We start from the raw sequence: 16098 nt of genomic DNA, 5'->3' as shown, positions 1-16098 counted from the left end.
GATTTCGCATGATAAAAAACAGTCAAGCGAACTCACTAAACTGAACACAGATGTTCAGTTTAGTGAGAAGATTTTTAATGGCTGAAGACTCGTCGCCAAGCGAAGCGCTATCGACGATGGATAGATCAAACCAGTTAGAGCGCCGACGACATCGGATCAGGCCGGCAGCGGCTTGCCGGCGATTTTCCTGGCTTTGGCAGGAGTGACGCCCAGGGCTTGGAGAACCATTTCGGCGACCCGCAGATCATGCTCCTCCACTGCACGCCCCTCGACAACAGAGCGCATGGCTCCGGTTGTGCACGACAAAACGATGTCCAGGGCGACCCCTTCGTCTTCGTAAGCAAACGTACCCGCACGCAATCCTTCGCGCAGATCGCCCAGTACATGGTCAGCCAGACGCGAGCGCATGGCCTGGTCGAAATGGATAATGCGCAGCAGCGCATTCGCCCACTGGTGGTCGGCTGCGGCCCGGCACACAAACATGCGCACGCCGATCGAAAGCCGCTGTGCACCACAGTGCACGTCCCTGCTCTTGGCGGAAATGGCATCGGAGAACTCGGCGGCCATGGCGATGCCCACCGCCTCCAGCACTTCGTCGCGAGTCCGAAAATAGTTGTAGATGGTGCCGTTGGATACCGCGGCTTCCGCCGCGACCTCGAGCAGTGCGATCTCCCCCACTTCCTTGCGTGCGATAAGACGCAACGCGGCGTCCACCAGGCCGCGGCGGGTGCGCTCACGTTTCTTGTGACCTCTCGTGAGAGGTTCTGGCGCATCAGCTTCTAAAGGAAGAGTGGGGGAATGCATGATCAAGCTCGTAATCTAATGGGCTCGTTGATGGTAATGGAAACACCGTCCGGCATGGCGCCTTTGCTGGCCAGCAGCCCCCAGCAGTCTCGAAGCAGGCTGCCTGCTTCTGCGCCTGGGGCGTGGTGCATGATGATACGGTCGGGGCGAACCGCGACGAGCGTTCCCTTGGCAGCCAGCGGCAGGATCTCATGGTTCATGTCTTCGATGAAGTCACAGCTGCCACCGGAGCGTTGGCCGCGTGCTCTGACCTCTAGAAAGTGGCCTCCCATTTTTTCCCAGGAAACAATCTGGTCAGGGGTCAGCAGTGACAACGGGTCAACCCCGAATCCAACCAGGGTCAGGTTATCTCCCAGCGCATCGTCGCTCAGCTTGATCTGCTTTTGCATGTTGCGAGTCCAGGCCTGCGGGAACAGGCTGCCACGTACCAGTTTGTCGCCCCGGCAATGCTGCACGAACAGGCCGTGTTTGAAGGTGTTCTTCGGCTTGATGTCCAACTGTTCGAAGTACCTTCTGGTCGTGGGCGTCAACGCCAGCGTGCGCATCAGACCGTGGACAAAGAAAGCGGCAATCTTGTTCTTGGGCATCACCAGGCGGCCCATGAGTTTCGCCAGATTGATCATTGCGCGGGCATGAGGTCGGCGCTCTTCGTCATAGGTATCAAGTATTGCAGGCGCGGCATGGCCACGAAGGACCCAAGCCAGTTTCCAGGCAAGGTTGGCGCCATCACGAAGTCCCGCAACGAGGCCCTGGCCGACAAAAGGAGGCGTGATGTGCGCTGCATCGCCGGCGAGAAAGACCCGCCCCTTGCTGAAACTGTTGCAGCAGCGCGCATGGAATCGATATACCGCCTTGCGCTCGATTTCCAGCTCTTGCGGGTTGATCCATGGCGCGATCAGCCGGGCGATGCTTTCGGGGCTTTCCAGCTCTTCCCGGGACTCGCCGGATTGCAGCATGAATTCCCAACGCTCCCTGCCGCCGGGGGCAGGCATGTGCGGCGTCGGGCGCCGCGGATCACAGACAAACTCGATGTGATCAATCGCTGACTTATGGCGGTTCTTCACATCGACAATCAACCAATCCTCCGCGTAGGTCTGCCCTTCGAATTCCTGGCCAATCAGCGCCCTGACCCTGGAGCTGGCGCCATCCGCTCCGATCAAATACTGGGCGCGGACGGAATGCGTCTGCCCATGTTCATCCTGTACGCAAGCAACGACGCCATCCGACATCTCGACCAGGCTCTCAAGCTCGAAGCCTCCCAGGCTGGTGACGGTTTTAAGCCGGGCAACCTGGCCGCGCATCGCGTGTTCGAGGTCGGGTTGATAGAACGTCACAAGTTTCGGATGGCCGTCGATGCACCCCTCGGTATTGGCTCGACCGAACTGTCCAAGTACCGGGGAGTGCATTTTCACTTCAGGGATAACGATCTTCTCGAAAGCGTCTTCCGACAAACCGGCCTGTTGCAGGATGCGCAGCGCCTCATTGTCCAGAGCAATGGCTCGCGGCATCAGGAGGACGTCATGGACCTTGTCCAATACCAGGGTCGTGACGCCATAGCGGCCCAGAAGCGCAGCAATGGTCGCACCTACCGGACCATAACCGATCACCAGCACATCGACGGCGGCGGGAGGCAATTGGCAATCTTTCTTGTTGTTGTTCATCTCGAGCCCTTGTTGTGATTGAAGTCGTGAGACGCGAGGTCTCCTCGTCAGGCAAGGTGAAGGTATTCAATATTGAGAGATATTTCAATATTGATGTTTTTGTCATTATTTTTTGAGATCATGCTCAAGCCGCGACAGGACCAAGGGGCGAGCCGGATTGCGCGGCGTGAACCGAGTTTGCGCGCGTGCGAGTTTCCGACCGGCGACGCTTGGCTTGAACGCCGATCAGCGTTGTCATTGGACCCATGGCTCAAACCTGCCGAGGCTGGAGAGCCGTTGATTCAAAAGGCTGGCCGATAGGACCAGGAAGCCGGACACAGCGGTTTTCACTATCGAACCCTATGTGCAGCGTCGCGGCGCACAACCTTGTTTTAGTCGTCAGGAATCAACCGTGGCACGTCCGCAGCCCCATCCAAACCCAGTCTCGCTCTGCTTCTTCGAGTTCGAACTCGACGAGTCCAACGCCTGCCTGTCGCGTAACGGGGAAACCGTTGCGGTGGCCCCAACGCCTTTCACGTTGCTGTGTGTGCTGGCACGCCAACCAGGGTCGCTGGTGACCAAGGATGCCTTGCTGGATGCCGTGTGGGGGCATCGGTTCGTCAGCGACTCAGTGCTGAAAACGGCCATCAGCGATTTGCGCAAGGTGCTGGGCGATGACCCCAGGCTTCCTCGCTTCATCGAGACGGTATCGCGGCGCGGCTATCGCTTCATCGCCCCACCCTCCTGTGCCCTTTCGATGCCGCCTGCATCCGCCACCGTTGCAGCGACCGGCACACCTTCGTCACCGTCATTCATCGGTCGCACTGGCGAGGTCGCGAGGCTGCAAAGGGCCTGGGGACAGGCGAAGGGCGGCCAGCGCGCCGTGGTCTGGCTCGCTGGAGAGCCGGGAATCGGCAAGACCACGTTGATCGAACATTTCCTCTCCGGCCTTGGCGACATCGCCTGCGCACGCGGCCATTGCGTGGAGCACTACGGCGCCGGCGAGCCGTATCTGCCGGTGCTGGAGGCATTAGCCGATCTGTGCCGCAGCGACCCTACCCTGCCGGCGCTGATGCGCGCCGTGGCACCGACCTGGCTGCTGCAACTTCCGTGGCTGAGTACCACGCAGGAGAGAGACGCCTTGCGGCGCGAGCTTGCCGGCGTCGGCCCGGATCGCATGCTTAGGGAAATGGGCGAATTGCTGGACCGCTACACAGAGCAGCGCCCGTTGATGATGGTGACCGAAGACCTGCACTGGAGCGATAGGGCGACGGTCCAGCTCATCAACTATATGGCGCGGCGACGTGGCCGCACACGGCTGATGTGGCTGTCGAGCTTGCGCCTCGCCGAGGTGGTTGCGCTCGATCATCCCCTCAGCTCATTGCGCCACGAACTGCGTCTGCAACGTCTGTGCGAGGAAGTGGTGCTCGACCCGTTCTCGGAAACCGAGGTCGCTGACTATGTTGCGTTGCGTTCGACCTCGCTGGCACGCAATGAAGCCTTCGTGCGCGCCCTGCACGAGCGGACCGACGGTGTGCCGTTGTTCGTTTCGTCAATCACCAGTGAAGTGATGGACCCAAAGGACGACAAAGCCACCATCGAAGCTCGGCTTGCGGATCTGGCGGTTCCCGAAAATCTAGCAGCCATCATTGATCACTACATCGCCAGGCTGGGTCCCGAGCAACGTACCCTCCTCTCGGCCGCAGCGGTATGCGGGGTCGAATTCCGCATCGAGACGGTTTCACTGGCCCTCGAGCGCGACCTCGCTTGGGTGGCTCACACCTGTGAAGAGCTGATACACGAACAGGTATGGCTCATACGATCGCGGGTCACGGAAATTGAAGAGACACTGGAGCCACCCCACGCTTTCCGACATGCCCTCTTCCGCCAGGTACTGTACGACCGCACCCCGCGCGCCTTGCGCACCCAACTTCATCGCCAGGTCGGCATGGCCCTCGAACACGAACGCAAAACCGGCGTGCCGGTTGCTGCCTCGGAGCTGGCGATGCACTTCGACCGCACTCGGCAACCGATGATTGCGCTGCGTTACTACGCTGAGGCCGCAGAGGCCGCGCTACTGCATTTCAGCCCGGACTTGTGCATTGGCCTCACTGAGCGCGCCTTGGTCTTGTTGATGCAGACTCCCGAAGGGACGGAGCGCAACGCGCTCGAAATCACCCTGGCCACCCTGCAAGGGGTTTCGGCTTTTCACATGTTCGGTGTCGGCAGCAAAGCCAAATGCGCTTTCGAACGTGGCTACCGACTGCTGGCAGATGTACCCGAGCACCCCATGCGGGGTCGCCTGCTGCATGGATTCGGCTACCTGCTAGGTTTGCGCGGCGACTATGAGTTGGCGCTCGAGGTGGCGGAGCGTGCTGAAACCCTCTCCTGCGAGGCAAATGATCAAGCGCTCATGCTGGCGGCGTGCATCGTTCGGGGCGAGGTGCACCACCTCCAGGGACGCACGAAGACGACTCGCCATTGGCTGGAACGCGCCCTCGCGATCGCCGAGCCGCTGGACATCGGGACGAACGAGATTTTTGCAGCCGATCCTCAGGTCATGCTGCACGGCATGCTGGCGATAGAACTCGTGCGTTCTGGTCTGATCGAGCAAGCCCGAATCCACATGCAGCAAGCGCGGGCACGCGCACAGACGTTGCGCCAACCCATGACCTGGCTGGTCGCCGCCTGGCAGGAGGTGTTGATCGAGGTACGGATGGGAAATCACGCGCGTGTGTCTGCGTTGGCCGACGACATGCAGGCGCTGGTCGATGAATATTCGCTCGCACTCGGGCGCACGGCTTGCCGCTGGTGGCGCGGTTGGGCCGACGCGCGCAACGGAGCAGCGCGCGACGGCTACCGTCGCATCCGTGAGGCCTATGAAGAACACACTGGGCTTGGAATGCGCTCCGGTGCCAGCGAGGTACTCGGCTACGCCACCGAAGCGCTGCTGCTCGCAGGTGACTGCAACGCAGCGCAAGTCGAGCTGCAGGAAGCATTTCGGGTGGGCGAAGAATTGGGCGAGCGCGTCTACCTGCCGCAGTTATTGCTGCTGGAGGCAGCGATCTGGCGAGCACAGGGTCAGTCCGACGCCAGCATCGCTGCGCTGCGGCACGCGGTTGCAGAAGCCCGCGCCCAAGAGGCGCCGTGGCTGGAGCTGCAAGCGCTGGTCGAACTGTGGGAGCACCCTGACGCTACGGCCGAGGACCATCTGGCATTGGCGACGCTGGTTGACCAGTCGCCGGAAACCGACGGAACCGATCTGGCGAAACGCGCGCGCTCGCTGATTCGCGCTGCCAAGCGGTCGTGAGCAACGCGATTACTCCTCGGTAAGGGTCACTGTTCCGACCGAAATCTGACCTTTCGCTTACGACTCGCCCCAGCAAGCCGCTTACGCTGGCGTCGAACTTTCTTGCCTCCCTGGACTGCGATGATCCTGAACCCTGAATCCAAATACCCGAGCCGCCGCTCGTACGTAGTGAAACTGCGTAGCGACGCCGCGCCCGGAGCCCTTGTGGGCCGCCTCGAAAACCTGGTCACCGGGCGACAGCGCGAGTTTTCCTGCGCCGAAGAGCTGCTGGAATCGATTGCCTCGGACCTTGCGTTGACGGCCGGCGAACACACGATAAATGCCGACAGCGAATGACGCCTTCACGACGAACGAGTGCTCGAAATGGCGACCGAACGGCGACCCTTCGCTGACAACTTCGCGCGCGCCGAGCCCTACGCTGATGCCACCTCGAATCTTCACGAGCTCAATCCGATGCCGCGATTTCCAACTTTCCATCTTTTGACCCGCAACGGCCAGACGCCCCTGCAATATGCCGAACGCGTGGGCAGCATCGTCGTGGGCGCAGCGCTCGCCGCGTCTGTTGCCCTGATATTGACTGGTTGCTCCACGGAGGTGCTCAAGCCGTCGGTAGACCTGCCGAGCAACTTCTCCACGAGCACGGCCTCCGAAATGGAACCCGAGGCGGCGTGGTGGGAGGTTTACCACGACCCGTTGCTGACGGATCTTGTACGCCGAGCAGCGCGTGAGAATCGCGACGTCAAGATGGCCGCCGAGCGCTTGCGTGCCGCGCGTGCCGGAGAAACCGTCAGCCAATCCTGGTTGTTCCCGAGCGTCGGTGCATCCGCCTCCGGCAGTGACCGCAGCACTGGCTTCAACTCGGCCACGAAACAAGGTTATCCGGATACCAAGACAACCAGTGTCGGTCTGGATGTGTCGTGGGAGCTCGACCTGAGCGGCCGTCTGCGAGCCGGCGCAGCGGCGGCTGACGCCGATGCGCTAGCCGCTGAACACAACATGCGTGGCGTGCGCCTGTTGGTGATGAGCGACGTCGTCAGCAACTACTTCACACTGGTCGGTGCGCAACGCCAGGTCGCGACGCTTCGAGCCATCTCGGCGATGCAGGACGAGACGCTGCGCTTGGTCACCGCGCGTCAACAGGTCGGGCTGGCATCCGCCTTCGACGTTGAACGTGCGCAGACCGACGCATTGTCGGCGCGGGCGCAGATTCCGCCGCTGGAAACCCAAGTTGCGGTGGCACGTCACCGTATCGCGGTACTGATCGCAGATCAGTCTTTCAACACCAGGAACATCCAGCCTTCAACAGGTGATTTGACCGACGTGCCCGAAGCCAGGCCCGGCCAGCCCGCCGAGCTGCTGCAACGCCGCCCCGATGTACTGGCGCTGATGGCACAGCTCGACGCCGCCAATGCGCGACGCCAGCAAGCGGCCGCCGAGTGGTTCCCGCAACTCTTTCTCGGCGCGTCCTTTGGTCGCCAGGGACTGAGCCTGAACGGTGCCGATCTTGGTGCCGCGCGCTTCACCAATGTGGCGGGCCTGCTGGCGATGCCGCTCTTCAATGCCGGGCGCACGCAAGCAATCAACGATGCGGCCCAAAGCGCTCAAAAAGAGGCGGTGCTGCGCGCCGAAGACGGCATCGTACGGGCGCTCGAGGATGTGGAGAACGCCCTCGTCACGCTAGCGCAGGAGCGGCGCCGCGCCGGGTCGCTGCAATTGGCAGCCGCATCTGCCGAGGCAGCGCAGACCCGTGCGCAATCGCTCTATAACCGCGGGCAGATCGACCTATTGCCACTGCTGGATTCGCAGCGGGCACGCCTGGCGGCACGCCTGAACTCCAATGAAAGCAATACCCGCCTGCTGATCGATAGCGTGCAGCTTTACAAGGCCCTGGGCGGCGGCTGGCAGGTATTCGAACACCCCGTCACCCCCACCGCAGCCAACAAAGCCGACCAGCCACCACTTTCTTAAGCATCTGCCGTTTATTAGAGGATCCGCCTTGAAAACCTCCCTTACCGCGGCCGGCGCCCTGGCTGTCGCCGTCATGCTGTGCGCGTGCAGCCCCAATCAAACTGCCGTGCAGGCACCCCGACCCGTGCGTACCGCTGAAATCAACTACGACAATGCTCGCGACATCAGTCGCTACGTGGGCACCGTGCAATCGCGGCATGAAGTCGACCAGGCCTTCCGCGTCGGCGGCAAGGTCGCCCAGCGCAAGGTCGAGGTAGGCCAGTTTGTGCGTGAAGGCGACATATTGGCTGTACTGGATGACGCTGACTATCGCCTCGCCGAAGAGGCATCGCGACAACAGTGGACGGTTGCCGCAGAACAGATGCGCCAGGCTGACTCGGACCGCCAGCGCCTGACCGCACTGAAGGCTGACGGCTCGGTCAGCGCAGCCGACGGCGAGCGCGCACAAACCAATGCCCAAACCGCCCATGCGACGGCCGAAGCCGAGGCACGAAAGCTCGAACTCGCGCGCAATCGTCTCAAGTACACCGTGTTGCGCGCCTCGCGTAGCGGCGTCGTCACGGCTGTGCGCTTTGAGGCCGGACAGGTCGTGCCCGAGGGGCAACCGGTTGTCTCGATCGCGAATCCGGACGAATCCGAGATCGTCATCGACGTGCCCGAGGATCAACTGGCCGTCTTCAAGGACGCGCATTTCAAGGCGTCGCTGGCGAGTGCGCCGAACGAGGTCTTCGATGTCACGCTGCGCGAGCTATCGCCGCAAGCCGCAGCGCAGACCCGCACCTATCGCGCGCGGCTCAAGCCGGCCCAGGCGCTGCCGCTGGGCGCCACCGCCACGGTAACGGCTGAGCGCGTCATGACCAGTGTCTCAGTGGCGGCGGTGCCGGCCACGGCACTGACGCAAAACGGTGGCCAGCCGGCGCTGTGGGTGGTCACGCACACGGGCAAGGATTCGATAGGCATCGTCGACCTGGAGCCTGTGGCGGTGTTGGGCTATCGCAACGACGAGGTGCTCGTCTCCGGGCCGCACGCTGGCGCATTGGTCGTCACCGCCGGTGTCCAGAAGATGACGTCCGGACTGAAGGTCGCGCTCCCCGGTGCGGCGATCGTTGACGCCAATACCACGCAGCAGGCCGCCCGATGAACAACTTCAACCTCACCAGCTGGGCGCTGCGCCATCGCGCCATCGTTCTGTTCATGCTCCTCATTGTCGCGGTGGCTGGCGCGTTCAGCTTCACCCGCCTCGGCCAGCTCGAGGATCCGAACTTTTCCGTGCCGTCCATGACCGCCATGGTCATCTGGCCGGGCGCCACTGCCCAGCAGCTGCAGGACCAGGTCCTCAACCGCATGGAGAAGAAATTCGAGCAGATCGACAACTTCGAGAAGGTGGTCACCTACGCGCGACAAGGCTATGCAGGCATGACGCTTACCGTGCGCGGCGGCACTTCCAAGGCTGACCAGCGCGAAGCCTGGTATCAGGCGCGCAAGAAACTCAACGACCTGAGTCTCGAGATGCCTGACGGCGTAATCGGCCCGATCCTGAACGACGAGTACGGCGACGTGTACGGCCTGATGTACGCCATCAAGGGCGACGGCGTCGGTCAAGCCGACCTGTCGCACGCGGCCGAGGACATCAAGCGCCAGATGCTGAAGGTGCCGATGGTCAAGAAGATCGATCTCATCGGTAAACAGGCCGAGCGTGTCTACGTCGAGTTCTCGCACGAGCGCCTGGCCGCGCTGGGCATCACACCGCTGGCCATTGCCGAAAGCCTCAAGAGCCAGAACGCCATGGTGCCTGCAGGCCAGATCGATACCCGCGGCGACCGCGTCATGGTGCGCGTTAGCGGCCAGTTCGCCAGCGAAGCGGCTATCCGCAACGTGCCCATCGCCGCGGGCGGCCGGCAGATCAAGCTCGGCGACATTGCGACCGTTACACGGGGCTTCGAGGATCCACCCACCTACACGGTCCGCCACAACGGCCAGCCCGTGCTGATGCTCGGCATCACGATGACCAGCGACGGCAACATCGTGGACCTTGGCAAGGCAATGGATACGGCAGTCGCCAAGATCCAGTCCGAGCTGCCGCATGGGGTAGAACTTGAACTTGTGGCCGACCAGCCCACCACGGTGAAGGATGCAATCCTGGACTTCGGTCGCGCACTGGCCGAGGCGTTGATCATCGTGATCGCGGTGAGCCTGGCCAGCCTGGGCTGGCGCGCAGGTCTCGTGGTTGCGGCCACGGTGCCGCTGGTGCTGGGCGGCGTGGCGCTGGTGATGCTGGCGATGGGCTGGAACCTCGAACGAATCTCGCTCGGCTCACTGATTATCGCCTTGGGACTTCTGGTGGATGACGCCATCATCGCCATCGAGATGATGGTGGCGAAAATGGAAACCGGCATGGACCGCGTGAAGGCGGCTGCCTTCTCCTATCAGTCCACCGCCATGCCGCGCCTGACCGGCGCACTTATCACCGTCGTGGGCTTCCTGCCGATCGGCCTCTCGAAGTCCACCACCGGCGAGTACGCGGGTGGCATTTTCTGGATCGTTGGCACCGCAGTGCTGTTCTCGTGGATCTGTTCCGGCATCTTCACGCCGTACCTGGCGGTCAAGATGCTGCCCAACGACTTGGGCACGCACCAGCACGGTGACCCGCACGACACGAAGTTCTACCGCAGCCTGCGCCGCCTGATCGACGCCGCCATCGAGCGTCGCTGGGTGGTCATCGGTGCGACGGTTGCCGCCCTGGTGCTTGCCCTGGCCTGTATCAAGCTGGTGCCGCAGCAATTCTTCCCCAACAGTTCGCGCCCTGAACTGGTCATTGACCTGCGCGTCAAGGAAGGCTCCTCGTTCGCCGCGACGACCGAGCAGGTCAAGCACATGGAGGAGATCCTGGCGAAGGACGAGGACGTGCGTTTCTATACCGCCTACACCGGCGCCGGCGCACCGCGTTTTTATCTCTCGCTCAACCCAGAGCTGCCCAATCCGGGATTTGCCCAGTTAGTCGTCATGACCAAGGACCTGCAAGCACGCGAACGGGTGCGTGCGCGGCTGGTGGCCTCGGCCGACCAACAATTCCCGCAGGCGTGGGTGCGCGTGACCCGGCTCGAGTTGGGGCCACCTGTCGGCTACCCGGTGCAGTTCCGCGTCGTAGGGCCTGATACCCAGAAGGTGCGCCAGATCGCCCGCGAGGTGGAGAACGTGATTGCGTCCAACCCGAAGGTGCGCGACCTCCAGCTCGACTGGAACGACCCGGTGCGCACGCTGAAGGTCGAACTTGATCAGGACAAGGCAAACGCGCTCGGTCTCACGCCGGCCGACGTGTCGCTGGCGACTCAGACCGTGATGAACGGTGCAACCCTGTCGCAGTTGCGTGAGCATGAGGACCTGATCGACATCGTCGCCCGTGCCGTGCCGGCTGAGCGTCACAGCCTCGACACGCTGAAAGACATCAACCTCTACACGCGCCAGGGCACGGTGGTGCCGCTGTCGCAAGTCGCACAGGTGCGCTCTGAACTGGAAGAACCAGTGCTTTGGCGCCGCAACCGCGATATGGCAATCACGGTGCGTGCCGACGTGAAGGATGGCGAACAAGGTGTCTCGGTGACTCAGGAGATCCAACCGTTGCTCAAAGACATCGAAGCGAAGCTGCCGTCGGGCTACCGCATCGATACGGGTGGCGCCGTTGAGGAAAGTGACAAAGCCAACAAGGCGCTGATCGCGGTGGCCCCGCTGATGCTGATCACCATCCTGCTGTTGCTCATGCTGCAACTGCAGAACTTTTCCCGCATGTGGATGGTCGTGCTGACCGCGCCGCTGGGGCTGGTCGGTGTGGTGCCGGCGCTGCTGGTCTTTCAGTCGCCGCTGGGCTTCGTTGCGATCCTGGGCATCATCGCACTGGGCGGCATGATCATGCGTAACGCAGTGATCCTGATCGATCAGGTGCAGATCGAAATCACCGGAGGGCGCGACCCATGGAATGCGGTGCTGGACGCGGCCATTCACCGGGCGCGTCCAGTGATGCTGACGGCGCTGGCCACCGTGCTGGCAATGATCCCGCTGACGCGCAGTGTGTTTTGGGGACCGATGGCCATTGCGATCATGGGCGGCCTTACGGTGGCGACGCTGCTGACGATTTTCTTCGTCCCGGCCTTGTACGCCGCATGGTTCAAGATAAGTCGCCAGACAGCCGCTGGTACTCAATCAGTGAGGAGTGACGCCGCGCTCGCTTCTGAGTAATGAGTGCCGGAGCGTTGGCTCCTGAATCTCAGCGCTTTTGGAGCGTTTCTTGAATCAACCGAGGTCAGCCGCGATGTCTTGGCGAATGTTTCTTTCGCCCCCTCGCGGCTTACTTCGGGACAAGGCCGGCACCGTAAGCACGGGCTGATCAGTGTTTGCTCATCAGACCATGCAGGACGCCGAACCTCAGCCCCGGTTCGGAAGGCGTCATATGCGAGACACCAAACACCTTGAATGCCGCCAGCATAAGCACCAAGCCTCCAGGCAAGATGCTCTGACGATGCGTTTGCAAGCCCGCCAGACCGAGCTGTTTGACATGCCCCACTTCAAGCAGGCGCAACGACAGGCGCAACAAGCCGCTGTAGGTGATGCCGACTTCGTCATAGTCGTTCAACCCGTTGGCCTTGAGGACTTTGGCCAGCATCCGTGCGGTGCCTGAAGAGCCAATCACCTGCTGCCAACCCAGCGCGCGATAACGCCGCGCTACTTTTTCGAACTGAACAGTGGCCGCACGCTCGGCCTCCAGCAGCGCCTGAGCCGTGATACAGCCCCCTTGAAAATAGCGGGCGCCGAACGTGCCGCTGCCGATGGCAATACTCTCGGTCATCAGGGGCCGAGCGCCCTGCCCCAGAATCAATTCAGTGGAGCCGCCACCGATATCCACGACCAGTCGCCGGTTTTCGGTACCTGGGACCGTATGGGCAACACCGGCGTACACCAGCCTTGCCTCTTCGTGCCCGGAGATCACGTCAATCCGAAACCCAAGGTGGCGCTCGGCGCTGGCCAAAAACAGTTGCGCATTGTCGGCTTCGCGCACGGCACTGGTCGCCACCGCCCGCACTCGCCCGGCCTCGAAGCCGCGTAACTTTTTGCCAAATCGCGCGAGCGCTTGCCATCCCCGATCCAGCGCCAACTCGTCCAGCGCTCCACCTTCAAACCCCTCCGTCAAACGAACAGGTTCACGCAAGGTTTTCACTTCCTGGATCATGAACCCCTGACGCCGTCTGACTGACTGGCCGATGATCATGCGAAACGCATTGGAACCAAGATCAATGGCTGCAAATAGAGAAGCGTCTCCTTTCACGGGGGATTCCTTGCAAGCTGAGCGCGCTAGGCGGTTTGCGAGGATCTTGCCATGGGGTCGATGACGCTAAGATGACACCCGCGACCCTTTGCAGACGAGCAGGTATCCGCATCGCGGGTCTTGAGGAGGTGATCGTCGAAGTACGCAAAAAATCTGTCATCGCGCTGTAATGTTCGATAGTCATACTCCAGCAATCACAACGCGTGCTCGTTTTTTTGCTGCCTCTTCAGGCGGCTTTTTTTTGCCTTGATTTTGGCAGCCGCGCGCGACATCCCCCCAGAAAAACCGCCGCCCCATGGGTGGTGCTATGGCGCAACAAACACCGGCTCACCCAGATTCAACATCAATCGATTGGCCCAGGCGAAAATCGAGATCGCGTGGATCAGATCCAGCACCTGACCATCATCCAACCCTTGATCGCGCAAGGCATGGATGTGACTGGCGTTCAGCGACGCCGGCTCCAGGGTCAGATCAATGGCGAACCGCACGATGGCCTTTTCCCGATCCGTCGTGCCGGCGGTTGCAGGGTCAGCGAACACCTCGGTGATCACATCGTTGCGCTTGGCCAGTTGCTCGAACCGTTGTGCATGCACCGAGGCGCAGTACACGCACTGATTGACCCGCGACACTACCGTACTCGCCAGTTCGCGCTCGGCACGGGACAAACCGCCGGGGGCATACATGATGGCGTTGAATGCCTGCGAACGCTGGCGAAGGATGTCCGGGTGGTGAGCCAGCGTCAGGTAGTAGTCCGACGTCATGGCCTGCGGATGACTTTCTTGCAGCACGGCCACTTGCTTGCGCGTGGCGCTGTTCAGGTCAACGGTGGGTAGCCAGGATTTCCAGCCCAGCACTTCGTTGGTGAATCCATTGCTGCGAATAAGCTCGCTCATCAGGCTGCTCCAGCGGACAGTAACGCGCCGAGCCCGGCGGCCAGACGCACTTGATAGGACAGGAAGGCAATCAATTGCGCCAGCACGACGACTTCGGCGGTGCTCAATCCTTCATGTTGCAGCGCTTGCAAAGCCACCTGATCGCCATGGACAGGGGATTCGATCAAGGTACGGGTAAAACTCAAAATCGCCCGCAGACGAGCATCGTTCAGCGTTTCGATGGCACCGGAATCGATAGCCGCGCGCACGGAATTATCCGCGTCCAGCGCCTGCAACTGCTCGAGGTAATGCGCCGTCAGCGTCGGGTGCGGTGTCAGTCGCGCGGCGTAGTAAGCCACCCACAGGCGCTCAATCAATGACAGGTTGCTTTCCAGCGTCGGATCAAAAAACAGATCCTGACAGGCCTGTGTCGACGCAACGACTTTCCCCCTGGCATGGCGCACGGCATGCAGAGGATTAGTGGGCTGTAGGTTCAACAAGCGGTCGAGCAAATCCGAAGCGGGAATGGGCTCAGCGGTCAAGGTCATGACAAATCCTCCAGGACGGTTGGCATAAATTGCGCGCAGAGCCTGGCGGCCCTGGCGCAAGACGATTCAAGGTAGTTCGGTGACCATGGTCGCCGCCGTGCGGTCGCTGACCAGCGGTTCGACTTTCAGGCCTTTGCGGGCGGCCCAGATATTCTGGTAGTGGAATAACGGGATGATGCCAACGTCGTCACTGACCACCTTGACCGAGTCCTGGAGGATCTTGCGGCGCTTGCCCTCATCGAACTCGGCGGTCGAATCCACCAACGCCTTGTCCACCAACGGATTGCTGTAATGGCCCCAGTTGGAGGCGCCCTGTCCTTTATTGCTGTCCACGGTGGTCAGGATGTTTGTCAACGCATACGCCGCTTCGCCGGTGCCGTTACCCCAGGCGATGACACTGACCGCGAGTTCATTCTTGTTGGCCTTGCCGGCGTATACGGCCCACGGCAACACTTCGAGCTGAACCTTGACGCCGATCCGCGACCAGAACTGCGCCACGGCCTGCAGCGCTTCCGGTGCCTGTGGGTAGCGATCACCCGGCACATGCACAGTCAGTTGGAAGCCCTCCGGGAAGCCTGCCAGTGCCAACAGTTCCTTGGCCTGTTTCGGGTCGAACGGAATGTTCTTCACATCCGGGTTGTAGCCGAACGTGTTGGCCGGCATCCATTGATTGGCCTCGGTGACGGTGCCCTGCATAATCCGCTCATCAATGGCCTGGCGATTGATAGCCAACGACAGCGCCTTGCGCACGCGCACATCACGTAGCGGGTTCTCGGGCAACGGCTGGCCGGCGTTATCACGAATGAACTCGTTGGGGCCTTCGCGGAAACTTGGCTGGATAATCAGCGCACGCAAGCCTTGATAGGCGTAGACATTGACATTTGGCGTCTTGCGCAAACGTTCGACATCGGTGGGCGACACTTTGTCGATCACGTCCACATCACCGGCGAGCAACGCGGCTGTGCGGTTGGCGGCGTTGGCGATAAAGCGATAGTCGACCTTGTCCCAGGTCGGTTTTGCGCCCCAGTAGGTTTCGTTGCGCTCGAAGATCGTCCGGTCACCCGGCACATAGGAGACGAAGCGGTACGGCCCCACGCCAACCATGGCTTTGCCCGAGTTGTAATCGGCGCTGCTGGCATTGGCGCCGGCATGACGGCTGACGATGTAGATCGAGTCCACGTCCGGCAGCAGGTTTGCATTGGGCGTGCGGGTCTTGATGATCAGGGTGTGATCGTCCTTGGCCGTTACCGATTCCACGGTGCGGGTGGCCCCGGCATAGGAAGCGACGCTGCCCGGCACACTGCGGGCGCGCTCGAACGAGAACACGAAGTCATCGGCGGTCAGCGGCTTGCCGTCCTGCCATTTCACGTCATCGCGCAGGGCAAACTCCCACGTCGTGTCATCGATGACTTTCCAGCTTTTGGCCAGGCCAGGGAGGGTTTTGTCGTCGCGGCGGTTGACCAGCGATTCGAACGCGTGCAGCGCCACCGAGCGGTCACCGGCGTAGTTGTTCAATTGCGGATCGAGGGACGACACCGGGTCGGCGTAACCGATGCGCAAGGTCTGCGCGGCAGCACTGCCGGCCGCCAGGATAAGCGCCGAGGCTAACAGTGAACGAACAAATGGATTCATGGGTAAT

At 61.6% G+C, this 16098-nt stretch carries 11 protein-coding genes; 5 read left to right on the top strand and 6 right to left on the bottom strand.

Annotated features, from left to right (window positions below):
- Positions 1–156 precede the first annotated feature (156 nt).
- Together K5K95_RS23395 and K5K95_RS23390 are read right to left on the bottom strand one after the other, a co-directional pair.
- Positions 157–804 carry a TetR/AcrR family transcriptional regulator gene (locus K5K95_RS23395; protein WP_222586331.1) on the bottom strand — a complete coding sequence of 216 codons (648 nt, stop codon included), beginning with the start codon at positions 802–804 and terminating at the stop codon, positions 157–159.
- 2 nt (positions 805–806) lie between these two features.
- Positions 807–2465 carry a bifunctional 3-(3-hydroxy-phenyl)propionate/3-hydroxycinnamic acid hydroxylase gene (locus tag K5K95_RS23390; RefSeq protein WP_222586330.1) on the bottom strand — a complete coding sequence of 553 codons (1659 nt, stop codon included), beginning with the start codon at positions 2463–2465 and terminating at the stop codon, positions 807–809.
- Positions 2466–2856: 391 nt separating this feature from the next.
- Here K5K95_RS23390 and K5K95_RS23385 point away from each other — a divergent pair, with 391 nt between their 5' ends.
- The 5 genes from K5K95_RS23385 to K5K95_RS23365 all read left to right on the top strand — a co-directional run bounded on the left by K5K95_RS23385 (position 2857) and on the right by K5K95_RS23365 (position 11955).
- Entirely contained in the window at positions 2857–5754 is a 2898-nt protein-coding gene (locus tag K5K95_RS23385; RefSeq protein ID WP_222586329.1) for an ATP-binding protein, read from the top strand.
- 120 nt (positions 5755–5874) lie between these two features.
- The gene (locus tag K5K95_RS23380) at positions 5875–6090 is read left to right on the top strand and encodes a hypothetical protein (protein ID WP_222586328.1); all 216 of its coding nucleotides are present in this window, start codon (positions 5875–5877) and stop codon (positions 6088–6090) included.
- Positions 6091–6207: 117 nt separating this feature from the next.
- A complete protein-coding gene (locus K5K95_RS23375) occupies positions 6208–7722 on the top strand; it encodes an efflux transporter outer membrane subunit (RefSeq protein ID WP_222590400.1) in 1515 nt (504 codons plus the stop codon).
- Between the two features lie 28 nt (positions 7723–7750).
- Positions 7751–8863, top strand: a complete 1113-nt coding sequence (locus tag K5K95_RS23370) for an efflux RND transporter periplasmic adaptor subunit (protein ID WP_222586327.1) — start codon at positions 7751–7753, stop codon at positions 8861–8863.
- On the top strand, positions 8860–11955 hold the full coding sequence (locus tag K5K95_RS23365; protein ID WP_222586326.1) for an efflux RND transporter permease subunit: 3096 nt from the start codon (positions 8860–8862) through the stop codon (positions 11953–11955). The genes K5K95_RS23370 and K5K95_RS23365 overlap by 4 nt, the downstream gene beginning before the upstream one ends.
- Before the next feature lie 148 nt (positions 11956–12103).
- On the opposite strand, the gene K5K95_RS23360 is transcribed toward K5K95_RS23365, so the two are convergent.
- The 4 genes from K5K95_RS23360 to K5K95_RS23345 all read right to left on the bottom strand — a co-directional run bounded on the left by K5K95_RS23360 (position 12104) and on the right by K5K95_RS23345 (position 16091).
- Positions 12104–13039, bottom strand: a complete 936-nt coding sequence (locus K5K95_RS23360; protein ID WP_222586325.1) for a Ppx/GppA family phosphatase — start codon at positions 13037–13039, stop codon at positions 12104–12106.
- A 305-nt stretch (positions 13040–13344) separates the two neighbouring features.
- On the bottom strand, positions 13345–13932 hold the full coding sequence (locus tag K5K95_RS23355; RefSeq protein ID WP_222586324.1) for a peroxidase-related enzyme: 588 nt from the start codon (positions 13930–13932) through the stop codon (positions 13345–13347).
- Positions 13932–14453, bottom strand: coding sequence for a CMD domain-containing protein (locus K5K95_RS23350; RefSeq protein ID WP_409999733.1), 522 nt, complete (start codon positions 14451–14453; stop codon positions 13932–13934). The genes K5K95_RS23355 and K5K95_RS23350 overlap by 1 nt, the downstream gene beginning before the upstream one ends.
- Before the next feature lie 72 nt (positions 14454–14525).
- Positions 14526–16091, bottom strand: a complete 1566-nt coding sequence (locus tag K5K95_RS23345) for an ABC transporter substrate-binding protein (RefSeq protein ID WP_222586322.1) — start codon at positions 16089–16091, stop codon at positions 14526–14528.
- Positions 16092–16098: the final 7 nt, after the last annotated feature.

The organism is Pseudomonas sp. DR48 (assembly GCF_019823085.1).
Lineage (GTDB): Bacteria > Pseudomonadota > Gammaproteobacteria > Pseudomonadales > Pseudomonadaceae > Aquipseudomonas.
The sequence above is the reverse complement of the archived record's forward strand: the minus strand, read 5'-3'. Positions and strand labels throughout refer to the sequence as shown.